Origin of the sequence: Paenalkalicoccus suaedae, assembly GCF_006965545.2 — a bacterium.
Taxonomy (GTDB): Bacteria; Bacillota; Bacilli; order Bacillales; family Salisediminibacteriaceae; genus Paenalkalicoccus; species Paenalkalicoccus suaedae.
Window position 1 is genome coordinate 2,511,650 of sequence record NZ_CP041372.2, and the last position, 18,658, is coordinate 2,530,307.

24 protein-coding genes and 2 tRNA genes are annotated in these 18,658 nt (G+C 46.0%); 1 reads left to right on the forward strand and 25 read right to left on the reverse strand.

The features are described 5' to 3' along the window. Window positions 1-36 precede the first annotated feature (36 nt). The 9 genes from FLK61_RS13605 to FLK61_RS13645 all read right to left on the reverse strand — a co-directional run bounded on the left by FLK61_RS13605 (window position 37) and on the right by FLK61_RS13645 (window position 4,674). Window positions 37-402, reverse strand: coding sequence for a hypothetical protein (locus tag FLK61_RS13605; RefSeq protein WP_176009937.1), 366 nt, complete (start codon window positions 400-402; stop codon window positions 37-39). Window positions 403-554: 152 nt separating this feature from the next. Beyond that, entirely contained in the window at window positions 555-1,997 is a 1,443-nt protein-coding gene (locus FLK61_RS13610) for a TOTE conflict system archaeo-eukaryotic primase domain-containing protein (RefSeq protein ID WP_176009938.1), read from the reverse strand. Window positions 1,998-2,000: 3 nt separating this feature from the next. Then, window positions 2,001-2,183 carry a DUF5659 domain-containing protein gene (locus tag FLK61_RS13615; RefSeq protein WP_176009939.1) on the reverse strand — a complete coding sequence of 61 codons (183 nt, stop codon included), beginning with the start codon at window positions 2,181-2,183 and terminating at the stop codon, window positions 2,001-2,003. Between the two features lie 24 nt (window positions 2,184-2,207). Next, window positions 2,208-2,423, reverse strand: coding sequence for a helix-turn-helix domain-containing protein (locus FLK61_RS13620; RefSeq protein ID WP_176009940.1), 216 nt, complete (start codon window positions 2,421-2,423; stop codon window positions 2,208-2,210). Between the two features lie 1,028 nt (window positions 2,424-3,451). Next, complete coding sequence (locus FLK61_RS13625; protein WP_176009941.1) at window positions 3,452-3,748, reverse strand: holin; 297 nt, start codon at window positions 3,746-3,748, stop codon at window positions 3,452-3,454. Window positions 3,749-3,751: 3 nt separating this feature from the next. Beyond that, on the reverse strand, window positions 3,752-3,934 hold the full coding sequence (locus tag FLK61_RS20355) for a stalk domain-containing protein (protein ID WP_176011248.1): 183 nt from the start codon (window positions 3,932-3,934) through the stop codon (window positions 3,752-3,754). A gap of 26 nt (window positions 3,935-3,960) precedes the next feature. Further along, on the reverse strand, window positions 3,961-4,200 hold the full coding sequence (locus FLK61_RS13635) for a hypothetical protein (RefSeq protein ID WP_176009942.1): 240 nt from the start codon (window positions 4,198-4,200) through the stop codon (window positions 3,961-3,963). Beyond that, window positions 4,197-4,469 carry a hypothetical protein gene (locus FLK61_RS13640; RefSeq protein ID WP_176009943.1) on the reverse strand — a complete coding sequence of 91 codons (273 nt, stop codon included), beginning with the start codon at window positions 4,467-4,469 and terminating at the stop codon, window positions 4,197-4,199. Before FLK61_RS13640 ends, FLK61_RS13635 begins: the two co-directional genes overlap by 4 nt. Beyond that, window positions 4,456-4,674, reverse strand: a complete 219-nt coding sequence (locus FLK61_RS13645) for a hypothetical protein (protein ID WP_176009944.1) — start codon at window positions 4,672-4,674, stop codon at window positions 4,456-4,458. The genes FLK61_RS13640 and FLK61_RS13645 overlap by 14 nt, the downstream gene beginning before the upstream one ends. A gap of 118 nt (window positions 4,675-4,792) precedes the next feature. On the opposite strand from FLK61_RS13645, the gene FLK61_RS13650 reads away from it, so the two are divergent. After that, the gene (locus tag FLK61_RS13650; RefSeq protein WP_176009945.1) at window positions 4,793-5,014 is read left to right on the forward strand and encodes a helix-turn-helix domain-containing protein; all 222 of its coding nucleotides are present in this window, start codon (window positions 4,793-4,795) and stop codon (window positions 5,012-5,014) included. Window positions 5,015-6,082: 1,068 nt separating this feature from the next. Here FLK61_RS13650 and FLK61_RS13655 read toward each other — a convergent pair. From FLK61_RS13655 to FLK61_RS13730, 16 genes are all read right to left on the reverse strand, one after another. Beyond that, entirely contained in the window at window positions 6,083-6,871 is a 789-nt protein-coding gene (locus FLK61_RS13655) for a helix-turn-helix domain-containing protein (protein WP_176009946.1), read from the reverse strand. A 234-nt stretch (window positions 6,872-7,105) separates the two neighbouring features. Next, window positions 7,106-8,065: a tyrosine-type recombinase/integrase gene (locus FLK61_RS13660; RefSeq protein WP_176009947.1), complete on the reverse strand. Its 960-nt coding sequence runs from the start codon at window positions 8,063-8,065 to the stop codon at window positions 7,106-7,108. 87 nt (window positions 8,066-8,152) lie between these two features. Then, window positions 8,153-8,229: transfer RNA gene (locus FLK61_RS13665), tRNA-Arg, on the reverse strand. A gap of 14 nt (window positions 8,230-8,243) precedes the next feature. Beyond that, window positions 8,244-8,317: transfer RNA gene (locus tag FLK61_RS13670), tRNA-Gly, on the reverse strand. Between the two features lie 252 nt (window positions 8,318-8,569). Then, window positions 8,570-9,082: a metallophosphoesterase family protein gene (locus tag FLK61_RS13675; RefSeq protein WP_176009948.1), complete on the reverse strand. Its 513-nt coding sequence runs from the start codon at window positions 9,080-9,082 to the stop codon at window positions 8,570-8,572. Window positions 9,083-9,109: 27 nt separating this feature from the next. After that, window positions 9,110-9,706 carry an XTP/dITP diphosphatase gene (locus tag FLK61_RS13680; protein WP_176009949.1) on the reverse strand — a complete coding sequence of 199 codons (597 nt, stop codon included), beginning with the start codon at window positions 9,704-9,706 and terminating at the stop codon, window positions 9,110-9,112. After that, on the reverse strand, window positions 9,699-10,454 hold the full coding sequence (gene rph / locus FLK61_RS13685; protein ID WP_176009950.1) for a ribonuclease PH: 756 nt from the start codon (window positions 10,452-10,454) through the stop codon (window positions 9,699-9,701). Before rph ends, FLK61_RS13680 begins: the two co-directional genes overlap by 8 nt. Before the next feature lie 154 nt (window positions 10,455-10,608). Beyond that, window positions 10,609-11,748, reverse strand: coding sequence for a GerMN domain-containing protein (locus FLK61_RS13690; protein ID WP_176009951.1), 1,140 nt, complete (start codon window positions 11,746-11,748; stop codon window positions 10,609-10,611). A 652-nt stretch (window positions 11,749-12,400) separates the two neighbouring features. Next, complete coding sequence (locus FLK61_RS13695) at window positions 12,401-12,583, reverse strand: hypothetical protein (RefSeq protein ID WP_176009952.1); 183 nt, start codon at window positions 12,581-12,583, stop codon at window positions 12,401-12,403. A 143-nt stretch (window positions 12,584-12,726) separates the two neighbouring features. After that, complete coding sequence (locus FLK61_RS13700) at window positions 12,727-13,155, reverse strand: DUF3221 domain-containing protein (RefSeq protein ID WP_176009953.1); 429 nt, start codon at window positions 13,153-13,155, stop codon at window positions 12,727-12,729. A gap of 579 nt (window positions 13,156-13,734) precedes the next feature. Next, window positions 13,735-14,574: a glutamate racemase gene (gene racE / locus FLK61_RS13705; RefSeq protein ID WP_176009954.1), complete on the reverse strand. Its 840-nt coding sequence runs from the start codon at window positions 14,572-14,574 to the stop codon at window positions 13,735-13,737. Window positions 14,575-14,593: 19 nt separating this feature from the next. Next, window positions 14,594-15,067, reverse strand: a complete 474-nt coding sequence (locus FLK61_RS13710; RefSeq protein WP_176009955.1) for a MarR family winged helix-turn-helix transcriptional regulator — start codon at window positions 15,065-15,067, stop codon at window positions 14,594-14,596. A 186-nt stretch (window positions 15,068-15,253) separates the two neighbouring features. Further along, a complete protein-coding gene (gene ptsP, locus FLK61_RS13715; protein WP_176009956.1) occupies window positions 15,254-16,972 on the reverse strand; it encodes a phosphoenolpyruvate--protein phosphotransferase in 1,719 nt (572 codons plus the stop codon). After that, on the reverse strand, window positions 16,972-17,235 hold the full coding sequence (locus FLK61_RS13720; protein ID WP_176009957.1) for a phosphocarrier protein HPr: 264 nt from the start codon (window positions 17,233-17,235) through the stop codon (window positions 16,972-16,974). Before FLK61_RS13720 ends, ptsP begins: the two co-directional genes overlap by 1 nt. Window positions 17,236-17,519: 284 nt before the next feature. Then, complete coding sequence (locus tag FLK61_RS13725; protein ID WP_176009958.1) at window positions 17,520-18,356, reverse strand: PRD domain-containing protein; 837 nt, start codon at window positions 18,354-18,356, stop codon at window positions 17,520-17,522. A gap of 70 nt (window positions 18,357-18,426) precedes the next feature. Next, window positions 18,427-18,645 carry a helix-turn-helix domain-containing protein gene (locus FLK61_RS13730; RefSeq protein WP_176011249.1) on the reverse strand — a complete coding sequence of 73 codons (219 nt, stop codon included), beginning with the start codon at window positions 18,643-18,645 and terminating at the stop codon, window positions 18,427-18,429. Between the last annotated feature and the right edge of the window lie 13 nt (window positions 18,646-18,658).

Consider the following 18,658-nt stretch of genomic DNA (forward strand, 5'->3'; position numbering starts at 1 on the left):
TTCCTCACTCCACATTCTCCTTTTTTGCGCAAATTATTACGCTATAGCGTCAATTCGTGCTGCATAAAACTTTTCAAAAGTCACTCGTGCCATCCTGCCCACTTGCGCTTGACTCGGCGCTTTACTAAGCTCAGCAAGCTCCTGTGCAATGTAAGGAACGTCGCTAACGATCCGAACCTTACTAATAGCTTCCGCGCGTAATGTCGGAATTTGCCGAGCCAGCGAAGTGTACGCAGCAAAAGCTAAGTCCGCATTGATGTCCACGATATCCTCGGTGAGCACTACCCCTTTCGCGGATATTACGACGCACTCGCACTGGAATCGTTGCGGTCCTAACCGAGTAACTCGTTGGCGGATGCGCGCACCCTTCGGTGGCTGCTTTACCTCATCATGTAATGCCATTGAACATTCTCCTCTCTACACTCTGCACTCCTCATATAAAAAAGCCGCGTATATTTGCGGCCGGCTAAAAATAGGTATAATTTGGTTGTTGAAAAGTGAACCTAATTAACTAATCTATATCTTTAGAGACCGCCTACACCGTCACCAAGCGACTACTTAAACCGCGTGTTAAACTCATGACGCTTCACATAAAGCTTTATCTCATCTTCAGTTAGCAGGCTCTTAACGACGCTTACTAGGTCGGAATCGCCACCTACTTTAACCTCGACCTCTTCTTTAACATCGGGCAGCTCCGCGATAATACGATATTTATTAGGCTTGTAATGAGCCCGCCCGGCCTTTTCGCTTAAAGCTCGATCGATCTCAGCTTTTCGCACATACTCGATATAGCCCGTGTCCACTAGCTTCTTAATTGCTTTAACTACTGTTGGGCGCGAATTGCTGTCGATCATTTTTTGCGCAGTATTCATCGTTAAGTAAAACACCGCGCCATACCGTTTAGACGTAACCAGCATCGCGTATGCCAGCTTCTTTTGCGCGAATGTGCCCACACGAAGCACCGCGAGTATCTCCGCCTTACTGACGGTAACTTCCTTCGCGCTGTCATGTATCGTTATATTGCGCGCCCAAACGTAGCTCGTTAGTCGCTCGGCTTCCGCCAGCCAATACGCGGGCTTACTGCCCTCGCTGAAATAGGCGCGCGGAGTGGCGTTGAGGATCGTCATGATCGCGCTGACTGCCTCCTCGCGCTCGAACCCTTGCGTATGATAAAACGCGGCAAGGGAAAACGTTGTCTCATGTCGCGTGCCACTGCGCAGTAGCTGCCCCGCCTCAATGATCGCGACGGCTTTCTTGAGCGCGCCCTCTGCACTAAATTCGTTTACGGTGATGTCCGTCGCTGTCGCCACCGTCTCGAAGTCGGCCGCCTGCTCCTGCGTAAGCGCAAATGATTCGACGTCCAGTAGCGCAGGGTCTGCGGGCTGTATCGCGAGCAAGTAAGCGTGGCTTGCTTCGCCCACCAACGGCTCGAGCGTATCGTTCGCTACAAACCAGCAGCGCTTACCGGTCTTTTGATGGACGCCTAGCGGCAACTTCACGCCCTGGTTAGCGTTAGGGCGAAATTCTATCTGACCGCCGGCGAGGTCGCCCACTTGCGTCATAACGCTCGAATAGAACGCTTTGACGCTGGCTAGCTGGACAGGCTTCGCGAAAAAGAGCTCGACGTGATAGCCTTTGCCGCCGCTAAAACTAACGTGAATGTCGCGGAAAGGAACGCCAAAGTCCTCGTTAAGTGTCGCGATAAGCTTGTGCGTAGCCCAGCGCGCTAGGTCGGCGTCGGTAAAATCGACATCAAACGCAATAAACTTCGTGAAGTAGGCGCCGGCAAATACGCCGTACGTTAGGTCGCCCGCTAGGTGCTTGCGCAACATGGAGTCGTTTAATTTCGGGACGCGGCCGGCTGATTTGTAGCTGAACGTCTTGTAGGCTCCGCCCGGAAACTGGACGAGATACTTGCTTCGCGTCATTAAGTATAGATCATTCAATTGCCTGACACTTTTTGAAGGTTGCTTAATTTTTGGAGGTGTCATTGGCATAATTTATGCCATCTCTTTTTTACGTCTAAATTTTGTTAAAATCGCTTGGACCTCGTCGCAGTCCTCAAAAATAAAAACTAGCTTGTCCTTTTGGCGGAAGCTTGCCTGAATTTCTCGAATCGGATGCCCATTTTCAATCAGTGCATTCGCAACTCTTCGCGAAAAAACTACAACTTTACCTTCCATATAATCGCCCCCGTTTAATGGTTTTTATTTTGAAAGCTTGCGATAGTTCTTTAAGAATTCTTCAAATCTTTCGTCCGGCGTAAAAATCTGCAATAACCTTGCTTGTGTGCGACTGCTAATTGGTCGATGCCCATTTTCAATTAGAGATAGTGATGTCTTAGATGTACCAAGTAAGCTGCCTAGATCATCTTGAGTCATATTTAAATAGTGTCTGACCGCGCGAATATAGATCGAGTCCATATCAACACCTCCTCCTAATTAAGATTTTTTATGGAATCTATCAGATGTTTACATAGGCACAAAAAAATAGTTATCATATTATTCTGTTACGCTAAAAAAATAATTTTGGCAGTTTCACGAAAATAAAAAAACTCCACCAATGAATGATGGAGTTTATCTTCTTCTAAGGAAGTCTCTCTTAATAAGATAACTAAGTGTATGAAAAGTAATCAGTTAAATAAAAATAGCTCTCTCATTATTTAAGACATAACATTTTCGCGATTTTACAACCACTTTTGCGAAAAAATATTCTCATAACGTATATCCACAAAACGCCTTAAAATCCGTAGCTTATTTTTAAAAATTATTCTCCTCATTTATATAACTTAAAAATTAGCAGGAATGTTGTTACCCGATTTCAAAAAGGTTCCCTCATTTATTAATACCTAACAATTTGGCAGTTTTGTGCCCTACACTCTCGTCATTTACACAATTTCACACAATATGAACCTTTATTATTTAAAACTTCTCACAGTGCGTAAGTAACTAAACACCAAATAAACAGCTAGCTGTTCTGAATTACTTAACTCTTCTCCTCTCTTTCGTATCCAACTAACGCAATAAAAAGTTACAGCCGTCCCCTTATTGCCGTCTCTCAGAGACAAATAACAGGGTTTTTCGAAAAAAAGCTCTCTCTTCACTTTATAGGCGTGAAAGCCTCCTTAATATGGGTATTTCCGCGAAAATAAGTCTCTCCCCTTATTGCCGTCATGGGAATAACAATTGTGACGTTTTTATATAAAATATCGCGCCTCACTCTAAAGGTGTTTAATTCCCCGCAGTGTCACGTTTACCCCCAAAAAAAACCTCTCTCCTCACTTTATAGGCTTGAAATTGCGATAAAGTTGTTTAAATTACCGCAAAAAAAAGAGGGCGAAACGTTGGCGCGCTCCCCCTCTCCGTTATCCGTTATATATTACGACTCTGCCGGCGGTCAAAACGGGCGACTGGCTAGGCCGACCTTGTTGCGGTGTTGCGATGATACTACGTTACTCCTTAGTCTGCCCGTCGCGCTTGCTGACGAGCTCGAACAGCCCCGTGGCGCTTAGTCCCGCCAGGCATCCCGCCCACAAACGAAGTCCTACGTCTAAGTCCGTAAATGGCGCGGCCGCAAAGCCGACCAGCCCGCCGAGAACTAGCGCCACTAACGGCACGTAATTCTTCGGGTAGTTAAACGTCTGCTTCGAAACTTCTACTAGCGCGCCAACTATGCCCGCGAGGAATGTCGCGAATATTAATATTTGCGTTACGAGGTCGACCTGCGATAATCCGATTGCTTCAGCCATCGCTTACACCGCCTTTCCGTTAAGTGTCGCCGTACGTGTGGCGGAATCCCAACCAACGGTCAAGCCGAACAGTTCCGCGATTTGACGCACGGGCAGATACGTTCTGCCGTCGATGACCTTGCCGCCGACCTTGCGTCCGTTGATGCGTGCGCCGTCCGCCTGACTCCACGTAAGGGTTGCGCCGATTAGCTCGGCAAACTCGCGCCCGTTGGCTACTTCGCGCTGCTTATGTCGGCAATTACGCGAGTAATGACAGCATCGTCTATGTGATAATTACGCATTTGCTCGGCAAGCTCATCTATCGTGAACTGTCCATCGTTTATGCTAAATTTCATTTGCGACTGTATCGTCCAGCGCAGCACTTTAAACACATCGCCGGCTTCGTCGCGTTCGTAGGCGAGCTCGATCAAGGACAACATATTCCGTATTAGTCGGCGCTCAATAGGCTTCATAACGCAAAAACCTCCTTAGTATTAACAGCAATAATAAGCGCTATCTGAGCGCCTGTGAGCTCCTCAGCACGCTCGAAAAGCATCATAGTAGCTGTATTGACTCGCATATAAATAGTTTGCTCCTCCGTGGTCAGTTGCACCCAGCGCTCGCCCTCCGTGTTAGCTCCGTAGGCAAGGTCAACCTCGCCAAATTTGCGCGAAATGATTACGGCATTTTGCTCAACGTCAATCGTTATAGGTGTGGTAGTTGCGTGATCAAGACACAGCATATGCGTATACCTCCTGCTCTCCGGATAGCTCCGTTAGTGTTTCCGCGTCAAGTTCCGTCATGCCCGTGCTGCCCGGCTGACCTTCGCCACCAAATGCGCGCCATAACGATAATGGCATGACAAGCTTTGCGTTGGCTCCGGTGCAGCGAACAGCTGGCTCTCCGCCTAGTCTTGCGTGTGTGATTTTATAACTAATTTCGGTCATTGTAATGCCTCCTCGTAATTGGTATACCCTTACATTACACTTATGCGTAATTAATGTCAACAAATGTTTTACGCTTTTACGTAATTTACTGATATACTTACCGCAAGGAGGTGGCGAAATGACTAAACGTACTATAATAGAGGTAAGACTGCGAGAGTTATTGATCGATGTTAATATGACGCAGCTGGAACTAGCAAATAGAACAGGGCTCCGGCCAGCTACTATTAGTAAACTAGCGAGCAATAAACTGGAACGTGTGCAGCTGGAACACATTGCGCGCATCATGGACGAATTGGAAATAACTGACATAAGTAAGCTGTTCCGAGTGACGAGAAGCTAGTCTATTTTCGACATGATTCGACACAAAACCTATGTTAAATCCTCAAAAACCGCTCAAAAACCAACATTTTAAAATGATATGCGCATATTAGACCGACCAGCTAACGGGCTAACGGAGGGGGTGCCGTGGGGTCGCCAGCCTTGCGTCAGTTCGTTATAAACGGTCGTTTTCGCGATGAATACAACATTCATGTTTATGCGTTATTAAGTTCCGATAATAAACCTTATGTAAACTAGATCAACGATCACACACGCAAAAAACCCCGTCATATCAACGTTTCCTCTCCGCGCATAAGTTCCGCGTATAATATACGAATATGCAGTCGGCTATTCACCGCTATATCAACGGTACCCCTCCGCAATATACAGCGTACCCCTGCATAAAATCCTGCATAAACGTAAGCTATTCCCGACTAGTTGCGGCATGCTCGCCGAAAGTTTTTCGGACCCCCGCGCGTCAGGACCCCGTCGCGGGTAAATCAGCCCCCTGCGCTACTCTACGCCCTTGCCTGCGCCTACCTATGCGATAGCCCTGCGCTACTCCTACGGGCTCCTACCGCCCCATATGCGCCCACACACGCCTGCCTCTGCGCCCAGCCCCGTTAGCCCCTTGCGCGACTTATAACGGATCCTGCGGGCTTGCCTGCGCCATACCTTTTCGCGATAAACGTTATACTACCAAGCAAGCGCTCTTTCTTGCGCAGGTTGAGGGGCAGCCCTTGCCCCGATGGCTCTTTAAGTAATTAGCTTCGCAGGAAAACCGCCTGCTTGCTGACGCTTAATTAGTCTAGTTATTTCTTAGTATAGTTCGTCTGCAAATACTGCACCCCCTCCCCCGCAAATATTGCAGTCATGCCCATGCTTGCGCGGTTGGTGATGTGGCGTACTTACTGCGCTACCTAACGATATAGATTAGTTATTTAGGTTCATTTTTCAACACGCGAGTCTTTCCACCGAACACAGCCGCCCAGCCAACGCCCACTCACACGCCACACACGCCGTCAGACGCCTCAGATTGCCGTATAAGCAACGTTAGCTCATTCGTCTACAATTACGTCATCAACCGCCACTAAGCGCCTGTAAGCCACGTAGCACCCCCTGCGCCAGTCCTCACACGGCAGACCTCGCTCGCCACACGCGCAGCCATGCCGCGGAGGTAGCCGTTCAAGTTGCGCACCCTGCCGGCTTTGTAGCTGCGTATGGCGCTCTTAATAGCGTCAGCCCACCGTTTAGGCGCTTCCTCGATCGTCACCGTGGCGTCAATGCTGGCTTTGCCTGCGTATATGGCGCCTACTGCCTCGTAGAGGGCTTTCGCGTCAAGGAACGGGCTGAGTACGTCAAACAAAGCTACCGGCATACTATCGCGAAGGTAAGACGCGTCAAGATGCGGTGGCTCCTTATGTTCGGCACGCTTGGTCGGGCGAGTAGGCGTGTGCGTACCGTTAGTGCTATTCGTTTGTTTAACGGGCTTATGCTTGGGTTTATGGCTGTGACATTCGGTTGTGACACGCGCAGGCTGTACGACGATAGCGTTCACACTGCGGCGGCGATCGCCCTTGTCGCGGAACAACGGATACTGCTCAATGATGCCGAGCTGCTCAAGCGCTTTGCAGGCGCGAATAACCGTGCGGCGGCTGCGGCCAATGTGGTCGGCAATGCGTTGCTTGCGCAGATAGCAAACGCCAGGATAGCGAAGGGCATATTGTGCGATTACGTCGAGTACGTCGCGCATAGTTGGCGTGAGTGCCCGGATGTGACATTTGCGGTGCTGGCGGATTGAAGCGTCCATGTGGTCCTTATCGCGAAAAGTTGATAGTTTAGTAAGCGTGCCTGGCGTAGCTAATAGTTTAGTAGACATGATACAGTCCTCCCGGTTAGGTAGTTAGGTCGCTTGACGATGACCGGGGAACTCGTGTAAAATTGCCATAACAATGTATAGCAAATACGCCTTAGTCTAAATAGACTTAAAGCCTCCGGTTTCCCCGGTTGTTCATCTATTTAGTTGGTAGCTACTGCGAGGTCGCCAAACTGTCGCAATAGCGTGTGTTTGTTCGTATGGGCCCTTTACGGGGCCTTTTTTATTTGCGTTCATTTATAGGAACCCGCGCAAGGCAGTCGCCACGTCTCGCTTGTCAAGCTGCAAATACGTACTGGTGACGCCTAAATCGCTATGGCCCAACGCGCGGCTAATGACGTTAATGTTCGCACCCTTCTCGAGCAGGCTCATGGCGAAGCCTCTGCGCAGCCCGTGCGGCGTGATCGACTTGATCTTGTACTCGCGGCAATAAGCCGACATACGCTTTGTGATGAGATGATTCGACGGCGGCGTAAACACGGCATTTCCGCGGTACGTGATGAATAGCAAGTCGTTATCCGTGCCGTGATACTTGCGGATCGCGCGGTTGTGCTTCATGAGCTGGCGGAACAACGTGACTAGCTGGTCGTCAAACGGCAGATAAATAGACTCGTGATTCTTGAGGATGCCGCCGCCTAGCCGCAGCACCTTTTCGTCGAAGTCGATGTCAGACTCGCGGATCTGCCACAGGGTACCGACGCGCACTCCCGTCTTGAACATGAGATATATCGCGGTAGCATCGCGCAAAGGGCTGAATTTCGTCAGGTCGAGCATGCTTAATAGCAGGCGGACTTCGCCCTCGGTTGCCGCGATCTTAACCGTCTCGTCGACCTTGACGTGGATGTTGCGCCAAAAAGCTACTCGCACGAAGCCATTTCGCTCGCAATGTGTAAGCCACGCTTTGAGGCATTTAAGCCGCGTTAGTTTCGTTTGATTGCTGACGTCCATACCGGACAGCCAGGCGTAAATTGTGTCGCGAGTGATTTCGCGAATCGTGTGAACGCGCATCGTCTGCGCAAATTTGGTGACAATCGTTTCGTAATCGTTGAGTGTTCGCGGGCGATACCCGCTGGAACGTAATTGAAGGAGTACCTGCTCAAGCGCAAAGTCAATCGTGACGTCTTTGGCGCGCGCAGGGTTAAATATCGAAGCTATTTCGTAGTCGTGGTGGTAATACGCTGGATTCCGTCTAGTCATAACGCAAAAAAGCCTCCTTTTTACGCGAGACTGACCGGTCAAGTGACCGTAACAGACTCCGGAAAAAGAGGCTTACGTAGGCATTTATGGCGTCCCAGGAGGGATTCGAACCCCCGACCGACGGCTTAGAAGGCCGTTGCTCTATCCTGCTGAGCTACTGGGACAGCTAGTTATGTAATGGAGCGGGTGAAGAGAATCGAACTCTCGTCATCAGCTTGGAAGGCTGAGGTTTTACCATTAAACTACACCCGCATTTATAATATTTCGTTTCCTCATTTTGTAATCATGCGTCTTCCTCTGCTAGATTCGCTTCGACGTTAATCTGCCGACGCAACTCGTAGCTTATTCTTGGAAGCGTTGCTCGTGGCTTAGGTTTTACCATTTAACTACACCCGCAAATATAAATGAATTCCTTATAAGCAAGTATTCTTTAAAAAGAAAACCGAGAATTGCTCCGTCGCACCGTAGCGACATTACTTATCATAAACAATCCTCGGTCTAAAGTCAACTGTTTTTACTAAAAGTTTTGCTTAGCTCTTCCACAAATTGCCCAGAAGTATCGTAAAAGTTCACGTCGATCGCGTTTGCTTTTTCTTCTAAAATAACATACGTCCCTACTGGGTACTCGCGTGGAAGTCGCACGCTACCTGGATTAATCAGAATGCGGCCCTTCTCTTCCGTCGCAACAGCAACGTGCGTATGACCGAAGCATGCAATGTCCGCTTCTGCTTCCTCTGCTTTGTAAAGCAGATTCATCTCCGTTGATTTTACCTGGAGTAAGTGACCGTGACCAACAAAGAATCGCAGACCGCCGATCTCTCCTGTCCATTCCTCAGGAAAGTCATGGTGCATATCGCAGTTACCTGCGACAATATTCATGCCTTGAATCGCCTTTTCGTCAGCGGAAAGCTCGGAATCTCCGCAGTGAATAACAGCTTGTACGTCCTGATGACGCGCTGTAATCTCTGCTACTTCATCCGTCCATCCATGACTATCGCTTAAAATTAATGTTTTCATCGTCATCGTTCACCTGCCCTCGTCAGATTAAAACCACTTGTCCCATTCTTGATCTAATAAGTGAAGTGCATTTGCGCGGTGGCTAATCTCATTTTTGCGTTCGCGACCAAGCTCCGCCATAAATTTGCCTTCAGTTGGCACATAAAAAAGAGGATCATAGCCAAATCCGTCGTCGCCATGCTTTTCGAAGCCGATTTCTCCTTCAACCGTGCCGCGCACTGTTTTTACACCCTTATCAGGATGATAGATGGCAAGTGCACATACGAAGCGCGCCGAACGCGCTCCCTCCTTAACATCAGCAAGTTCATCCAAAAGCTTTGCGTTGTTTGCGTCATCGCTTTTAGCTTCCCCTGCGTAGCGAGCCGAGTAAATACCAGGCGCTCCGTCTAACGCATCGACTTCTAGACCAGAGTCGTCTGAAAGCACCGCAATGTTAAAACGCTCCCCAATTTCTTTCGCCTTCTTAATCGCGTTCGCTTCAAAGGTGTCGCCATCTTCGACAACATCAATCTCTTCAGGTAAATCAGCTAATGATTTTACCTCTACTCCTTTTTTCGCGAAAAAGTGACGAAATTCCTTTATTTTGCCAGCATTATTAGAGGCAATAAAAATTTCTTTAAACATCAGACATCTGCTCCTTACGCGCTTCACTAGCTGCATTTAGTACGTCAGATTGAATGGTAAAGATCTCCTTAATACCCTTCTCTGCTAAGTCTAACATGTCATTCATTTGTGCGCGAGTAAACGTCGCTTCTTCCCCTGTACCCTGGACTTCAACGAGCTCGCCGGCACTCGTCATCACAACATTCATATCCACACTCGCAGTAGAATCCTCCTGATAATTTAAATCAAGCAGAGCCTCGCCTTCCGCCGACACACCAACAGATACAGCTGCAAGCTGACCTAGTAGTGGAGATTCTGCAATCTTTTCGTCCGCTAAAAGCTTTTGCACCGCTAGACCGACCGCGACATAAGCGCCAGAAATCGACGCGGTACGCGTACCACCATCTGCCTGAATCACATCGCAATCCACCCAGATCGTGCGCTCGCCTAGCGCATCCAAATTCACAACCGAACGAAGCGCACGCCCGATCAAACGCTGAATCTCCATCGTCCGACCAGTAACCTTCCCTTTAGATGACTCGCGAATCGTCCGCTGCTCCGTCGCACGAGGTAGCATCGAATACTCCGCCGTAATCCAACCCTTGCCCTGATTACGCATAAACGGAGGCACACGATCCTCCACACTCGCCGAACAAATCACCTTCGTATCGCCAAACGACACAAGCACCGATCCCTCCGGATGCTTCACAAAGCCAGAGATAATTTCAACCTTACGCAATTCATTATTTAAACGCTCATCAAGACGCATCAAAACACTCCCTCAATAATATAAATAATCCTCTCCTATCATAGCTGTTACAAGACGCAAATTCAAACGCTCTTTTTGGATTAACCGCATAACACTTCCTTCATCACATAACAAAAGCCCACTAGTCAAAACTAGTGGACCGTACTCTTTTGTCTTATTCTACGATATTCACAAGCGGTCTTGAGATCGATTCGGCAAGTACCTCGCCCGTAGACATCATAATTGGATCCTCTAAGCCGTCTACTTCTATTGCTACTCGGTCAATTTCTTCGTTTTCTGTTAAGGAGAGAACAAGCATGTTGACGGTCTCCTCGGAGAGAATGGCGCCCTCAGCTTGATTCACGAGCGCATCGTTAAACGTTAATGTTAACGTGCCGTCTTTTAAAGTAGGCTCATCTGTGAGAGCCGCATCCTGATGGACGTCTGTTAAAAGCGGGCTTGAAAACTCTGGACCAGAGAGCAGTTCGTTGACAATCGCTTCGTGCTTGTTTGACGTCGCATCAACGCGTCTTGTCACTGGCACATAGTAGATGTCACCAGCCTGTTGCTGAAGGAAGTATAGCGTTACAGAATCGGTATTAATGAGGTCCACATGGTCTGTCAGTTCTAAATTAATACCGTTAGATCTAGAGTAGCCGTCTTTTACAGATGCCCCATGCGGTAGTTCCTCTACTTCTTCCCCGTTAACAAGGAGTTTAATTCGGTCCACTCCCTCAACGGATGTAGCTGTCCATGTGAGTGCTTCTAGAATAGCCGTTTCCTTCGTTTCTTCATAGGATAAAAATTCTTCACTAAGGTTAATCTCCGCTACACCGGACATCACTGTGACATCCATTATTTCTGTACCAGGCGGAAGAACTGCTTGGAATCCACTTGGAAGAGATTCTTCAATTGGACCGCCTTGGACTAAATAGCTTAAAAGTCCTTCTAAGCTCTGGCCTCCAACACGCATAATTTGTGGTGCAACTTGTCCATTTGCATCTAATAAGTAAAGCTGGTTTACGGTATCATCCGCGACTGGCCCGTCCTTTTCTAATGCAACGTCGTCAGTGGTCTCTTCTAATTCTGACTGTGATTCTGATTCTGTTTCATCAGGCTCATTCATATTGGACGGCGACTCGTCCTGTTGATTGACATTCGTTGTGGTTTCTTCTAAATAATTAGCTAGTTCCTCTTCTGTGATGAATTCGACTTGAGGAGGATCGATTTCCTCTAATACATCATCTACATTCCCACCACAAGCAGCGAGAAGTAATGGCAAGCAGGCAATGAGCACCCTTTTATCTATTCGCATGCACGTCCCTCCAATACAGTTTGTACTAGAGTGTATGTGCGAGCAAAAAGAGTAGAACGGTTTTGCTTAAATGCTGATTAGTTTACGTGCAACTTCTCCCAGCTCTCTGAGCTGGAGTTGCTTAAGTGCCAACTAATTTTCGTGCAAATTCCTTAGCTCTTCGAGCTCCGATTGCTAAAGTGCCAATTAGTTTAGTGCCTAGCTCTTCGAGCTAGATTAATGAAGTGCCAACTAGTTTAAATCTGCTCTCCGAGCTGTCAGCCCTCCGGACACTCTACGACATCCATTGACCGTGTGGTCTTCACGATCAGAAAAGCATCACAAAAAGATTGCGTTCTTTGCGAGCTATTTGAGTTAGCCTTGCAGTTAGAAAGCAGTGGGTGATTTTCCCGCTGATTTCAGGCTAACGGTTGATGCTTAACGTTAAAGGAAGATCATTCACTTCGAGCCGTCAGCCCTCCAGACACTCTACGACATCCATAGGGCCGGCCTTTGAGCTTCCTCGTCGGCAGGAGTCGACTGCCGTCTCCTCCTAATCGCCTCCTGCGGGATCTCAAAAACCTCTTTCCCCTATGGATTGTCTCCGAATGTCCTCCGGGTCTGCCACCTCTGCGTTCGATTTAAAAGTGTTTAAGATAAGATAAGAGCCTTTTTACATGTAGCAATTCTTCATTGCTTGCTTTCTAGTCAGTTTTTTCAAATTACTCGTCACTTCTGTCATCTTGCTCTTTACAACTTCGTGCTTTCTCTTCATAACAGAGGCGGTTGTCTTCACTTCTTGCTTTCTCGTCAGTTCTTCCATCTTGCGCGTCAGTTCTGGCACCTTCCTCTTCATAACTACATACTTTCTCTTCACAACGGCATTGGTTGTCTTCACTTCTTGAACATGATCTACTTACCCACTATAAGTTAAGTGACTTCTCTTTTACTTAACCAACAAACGCTCCTGATGATTGCACTATAGAGCTATAGTTCATTCTATCCAACAACTTCTAACTTCACTGAAATTCGTATAGGTGGGTGAGATTCTTGCTGTGTTTTTGAAGAATCATAATGAATATTCACACGATCACCTAGCTCTACTCGTTCATAATCATCAGTTTCCACTTTATAAAATACAGCTTCTTCGATTAATTTCCCCAATGGTACTCCATCTGTTTTATCGAGAAAATTCTCCACTTCTTCTTTGTTCATGTTCGGGACTACTAAAATTGCTTCATTATACTTGTTTGCTACTACTCCCTCAAACTCAGCATACTCTACCATATTGTCATTTACTTCTTCGTTAGTCATATCTGACGCTACAGCGTCCTTATTTTCGAAAGTTGCGTCAGATTCATTCGGTTCACTTGAATTACCGCATCCTGTAATTAGAAATAACAAACTAACATAAATTACATACTTCATAATCTCAACCTCCTTTCCCTAATTGACGTTTGTTCACTTAAGATTGTTTCATCTTTTATGTCATTATTAGGGAATAAAGTACAAATATTAAGCGCTATTTTCTTCAATTAAATAAAAGCCTATCCTTCTTAAAAAAGAGATATACGTTTGTGCAGGTTTAGATTTTATTTTTGGTTTTGGTTTTGACCTTGAACTTGACCTTACCTAGCATTTGAATTTGCGTTTGCATTTCCCTTCTAGAAACTCAAGAGGAGGCAGACTCGGAGAATGCCCGGAGACAATTAGCAGGATCAAGCTTGCGATGAGACCACGCAGGAAGGCGCCTAGGGTAAGGCGACAGCCGCACCCTGCCTGACGAGTAGGCTCAGCGTAAGACCCTGCTAATGTCGTAGGGCGTTCATAGAGCTGACTCCTCCAACCCTCATCATTTAGCAAAATCGAACGAAACTATTTTGCCCTTTAGCAATTAGAAGCTCGAAGAGCTGGTTTAGTCCCTTAGCTAGTTAGCACTTAAGCAATTTAAGCTTTAATTTCTCAAAATAAAAAAGAGAACGCATATGCGCTCTCTCAGTAATGGTTTTATTCGTAGCTCGCAAGTGGCTGTAGTTCCAAATCGCGAACGTTTAGTTCTTTTTTGAGCCATGATTCGGCTACTGATTTGAAGCTTGTGAAAGCGCCAGTCGTATAGAACTGATGCTCAGGAACTCGCGACCCCTGGTAAAGTAATTTCCCGTGGTACAAGAGGGAGCTTACTTCACGGGCTGTTTCGTCGCCTGAAGAGATGATATTGACAGATGGTCCGGCAACCTCTTTAATGAGGCTTGATAGGAGCGGGTAGTGCGTGCATCCTAAAATTAAGCTGTCAATATCATACTCCAAAATCGGCTCAAGCGCTTCTCGCACAATCCCCTTTGCACGCTCTCCGCGAATTTCTCCAGCTTCGACCAACGGAACGAGAGTCGGACATGCAAGGCTTACTACCTTCACGCCACTGTTAATCGAGGTAAGCTCATGGTAGTAGGCACCACTTGAGATTGTCCCTTCCGTGCCGATGACACCGACATGCTGATTAGAAGTCACCTTCAGTGCTGCAATAGCTCCAGGGTGGATAACTCCGATTACTGGAATCGAAAGCTTTTCCTTTGCTTCCTCTAAAACTACGGCTGTAGCCGTGTTACATGCGATGACCAAAAGCTTAATGTCCTGTGTCATTAAGTAGCGGATCATTTCCCATGTAAATTCGACAACCTCTTCTTCAGACCTAGGTCCATACGGACACCTTGCCGTATCGCCGATATAAATAATTTCTTCTTTAGGTAGCTGTCGCATGATCTCGGAAGCTACTGTCATTCCACCAACGCCCGAATCGATGACCCCTATTGGTCGATTCTGGGCTGACGTTCCCCTAACAAATTCCATTGTCATCCTCTTTCTTACGTTAAAATGACTTCCACGTCTCCGCATCCTTCTTCATTTCATCTAAAAGTTGCGCTAAGTTTGACTCTAAGAAGTCCGTATTTTCTTGAGAAAATCCTGAGAGTACGTTATCAAGATATTCTTGTCGTTGATTAATTACTTCTTGGATAATTGTTTTCCCTCTATCTAATAAATGTATGCGTACAACTCGGCGGTCGTTTGTATCTTTCACACGCTCAACTAGCTCATTTTTTTCCATGCGATCTACTAAGTCTGTTGTTGTACTACAAGCTAAATACATTTTAGTAGATAGTTCTCCTATCGTCATATCCCCATACTCATGAAGCCATTGTAGTGCAATAAATTGTGGCGGAGTTATCGGAAATTCATTAAGAATCTCACGGCCCTTCTGCTTAATAATATCCGAAATCATTCGTAGTGACTTCTCGATATGTGCCACCTGTGTCATTGAAGTAGTTTGCTGGTTATTTGTCATGTCCCTCTTCCTTTCGTATGGTAGACGTAGTTTCTTACCGTTCATTTTCCTTGTTTTGTAGAAAAATATCAAGTGCTGTTACTTTTTGTGGGTGGTAAAGTGCAAAAACAGGTCATATATGTATGATTTTGGCTCGTCACTTTATGTATACAAAAGAGCCATCCAAAAAGGATGGCTCTACATAAATTACTTCATAAATGTTGATTCTACAAGCTCTTGTACTTCTTCTGCCGTTTGAAGCGTTAATGCCTTTTCTGCAACCTCAGCCGCCTCACTCTGGCTAAGCTTAGAAATTTGGCTACGCGCAGGTAGTACAGACGTTGCGCTCATACTGAATTCATCTAGGCCGAGTCCGAGTAGAAGTGGGATTGCGATAGAATCGCCAGCCATTTCTCCACACATTCCAGTCCATTTGCCTTCAGCGTGAGAAGCATCAATAATTATCTTAACTAAGTTTAAGATCGCTGGACTGTAAGGCTGATAGAGGTATGACACTCTCTCATTCATACGGTCTGCAGCAAACGTGTACTGAATTAAGTCGTTTGTACCAATGCTAAAGAAGTCAACTTCCTTCGCGAATTGCTTCGCCATAACAGCTGTAGATGGGATTTCAACCATAATTCCAACTTCGATCTTGTCACTAACGTCAACGCCGTCTTTAACAAGCTTTTGCTTTTCTTCTTCAAGAATCGCTTTTGCTTCACGGAATTCTGTTAATGTCGCAATCATTGGGAACATGATCTTTAAGTTACCAAACGCGCTCGCACGAAGTAACGCACGAAGTTGCACGCGGAACATATCATCCATCTCCAGGCATAGGCGAATCGCACGGAAGCCTAGGAATGGATTCATTTCCTCTGGTAAGTCAAGGTATGGAAGCTCTTTGTCGCCACCAATATCAAGTGTACGGATAACAACAGGCTTACCATCCATGTCAGCTACTACTTTTTTGTAGGCCGTGAATTGCTCTTCCTCTGTAGGAAGCTCGTCACGTCCCATATATAAAAACTCTGTGCGGTAAAGACCAACAGCTTCTGCACCATTGTTTTTTACACCTTCTAAATCGTTAGGTGTACCAATGTTTGCAGCAAGCTCTACTTTATGACCATCTGTTGATACAGTTGGTTCATTAACAAGCTTTGCCCATTCACGCTTTTGTGCTTCAAAGTCATCCGCTTTTTGGCGGTATTCAGAAAGCTCTGCGTCCGTTGGATCAATAATTACTTTACCGTCTAAGCCATCTACGATAACCATAACGTCTTTCGCTGTATCATGTGTCACTGTCTTCGTTCCTACTACTGCAGGAATTTCTAACGAACGCGCCATGATCGCAGAGTGAGACGTACGTCCACCGATATTTGTGGCAAAACCAAGTACGAATTCTTTATTTAACTGTGCAGTGTCTGAAGGTGTAAGGTCTTCTCCGACGATGACTACTTCTTCATTAATCTCAGCTAAAGAAACGATATCTTGACCTAGAATGTGTGCAAGTACTCGCTTCGATACGTCGCGAATGTCAGCAGCACGCTCCTTCATGTATTCATTGTCCATGCTTTCAAACATAGAAATAAATTGGTCAGAAATTTCTTTTAGAGCGAAGGAAGCATTAACGTCCTCGTCCTTAATTTTTGTACGGATTGCATCAACAAGCTCAGGGTCACTTAATACGAGAAGGTGTGCTTCAAAGATTTCTGCGTGATCATCACCCATATCTTGACGCGTTTTCTCTTTAATGACCTTAAGCTCGTCTTTAGAAGTTGCTAATGCCGCATCGAAATCAGCAATTTCTTGCTCTACGTTAACTCCAGATTTTTTTTCAACCGTAAGATCTGGCTCTTCGTAGCGGAAGGCTTTTGCGATTGCGATGCCGGCTGAAGCAGCAATACCGGTAAGCGTTGTGCTCATTACTCAGCTAATCCTTGCTTCATAACTTCGTCAAGACCTGCGATTGCTTCAGACTCATCTGGACCTTCAGCTTTAATTGTTACTTCAGCACCCTGTCCTACACCAAGAGACATAACACCCATGATTGACTTTAGGTTTACAGACTTTCCATTATACTCAAGTGTAATTTCAGATTCATATTGTCCTGCTTTGTTTACTAACTGTGTTGCTGGACGTGCGTGGATACCTGTTTCTGCTGTTACTTTGTAAGTTTGTTCTGCCATTACTAAACACTCCTTTAGTATAGTTAAAATAGGGTTTGCATGTTCGAATGCACTGGGAACTAAACATTCCTAGATGGGTATACCCGTTAAAGAATAATTGTAAGCGTTCCACTGCTGCCTTTAATGATACAAATGTAAGAACCTTGTTGCAAGTATTTTTACACAAATCCACTCAAAGTAAAACAAAAAAGGCATAAGTAAAGGTAGACAGAATAGACGGATTGCGCCTATACTCTCTTATCCCCTCTACTTATGCCTGATCGAATCAGTTACACGTAAATGAGTTAAGCTTTTGATTTAACAACTGATATGAGTGTCAGCGCTAGCTGCACTGTTTCACCTTGGGCTAATGTGATCCCCTTGGATTTCTCCATCATTCGAACAACGTTCCGAGAGATAGTATAGCATAAGGGATGATTTTCTTTCAACCAAAAAGATAAGGAATCGACATTTGTATCAATTACCGCTTGTTCGAAAGGAAACTCTGCTAGTAAATGCAGGTGCTGCGTTAACCTTCTAACGGAGACAGAATCTCTGCAAAGCTTTTGTCCACTTTTTTCTTCGATATAATTTAAAAAGCGAGAGAGGTCGACCTGTTGCTCCGGCTCTTGCTCGAGTCGCGCACTTTGAATGTGCAGCGTCACGAATCCTACCTCTGCTTCAGGCAATGTTACGCCCGTCTTTAATGATACTTGTCTGACAACTTCCTCAGCAAGTAAATAAGTATCGTAGTATAACCATTTTGTTTCAGTTAAGAATGGGTTTTGAATCTCGGCTCCATCTTGCGTCCGTTCTAGCGCGAGCACTAAATGCTGCGTCAAAGCAAACATCGTCTTCTCACGAAGAGGAATCCCAATTTCCTCATGAATAAAGGAAATAACCTCATGAATGATCAAGAGTACCTCCTCACTCTCATTCGTGACAAGACGCTGATATTGCTGTTGCTCCGCTTCGTTAATGAGCGCATATACTTTATCGTAATTCGTTGACGTAAACGCATCTTGAGGCTTTTTACCAAATCCGATCCCTTTCCCGATAAAAATGACCTCTTGATTCGCCTCCGACTGACATATGACAACGTTATTGTTTAACACCTTTTCCACTGTGAAGGACTCTGCCATGTTGTTACTCCCCCTGCATATTCGTGCGTTAAGTTTAGCACAAATATCGAGGCTCGCGAAATGAGTACACTTAAATATGCAGCTCTCCAAGTCGGACTAGTTCAATGATTGCCTGAGTTCTTGCTTTCACCCCAAGCTTTTGCATCACGTTTGATATATGGTTCCGCACTGTTTTTTCGCTAATAAATAACTCTGCAGCCACTTCTTTTGTTGTGCGATCTTGAATCAATAATTCAAATACTTCCCGCTCTCTCGTTGTTAATATTTCTCGATAGCGATTATCCCTCACCTCAGTCACCTCT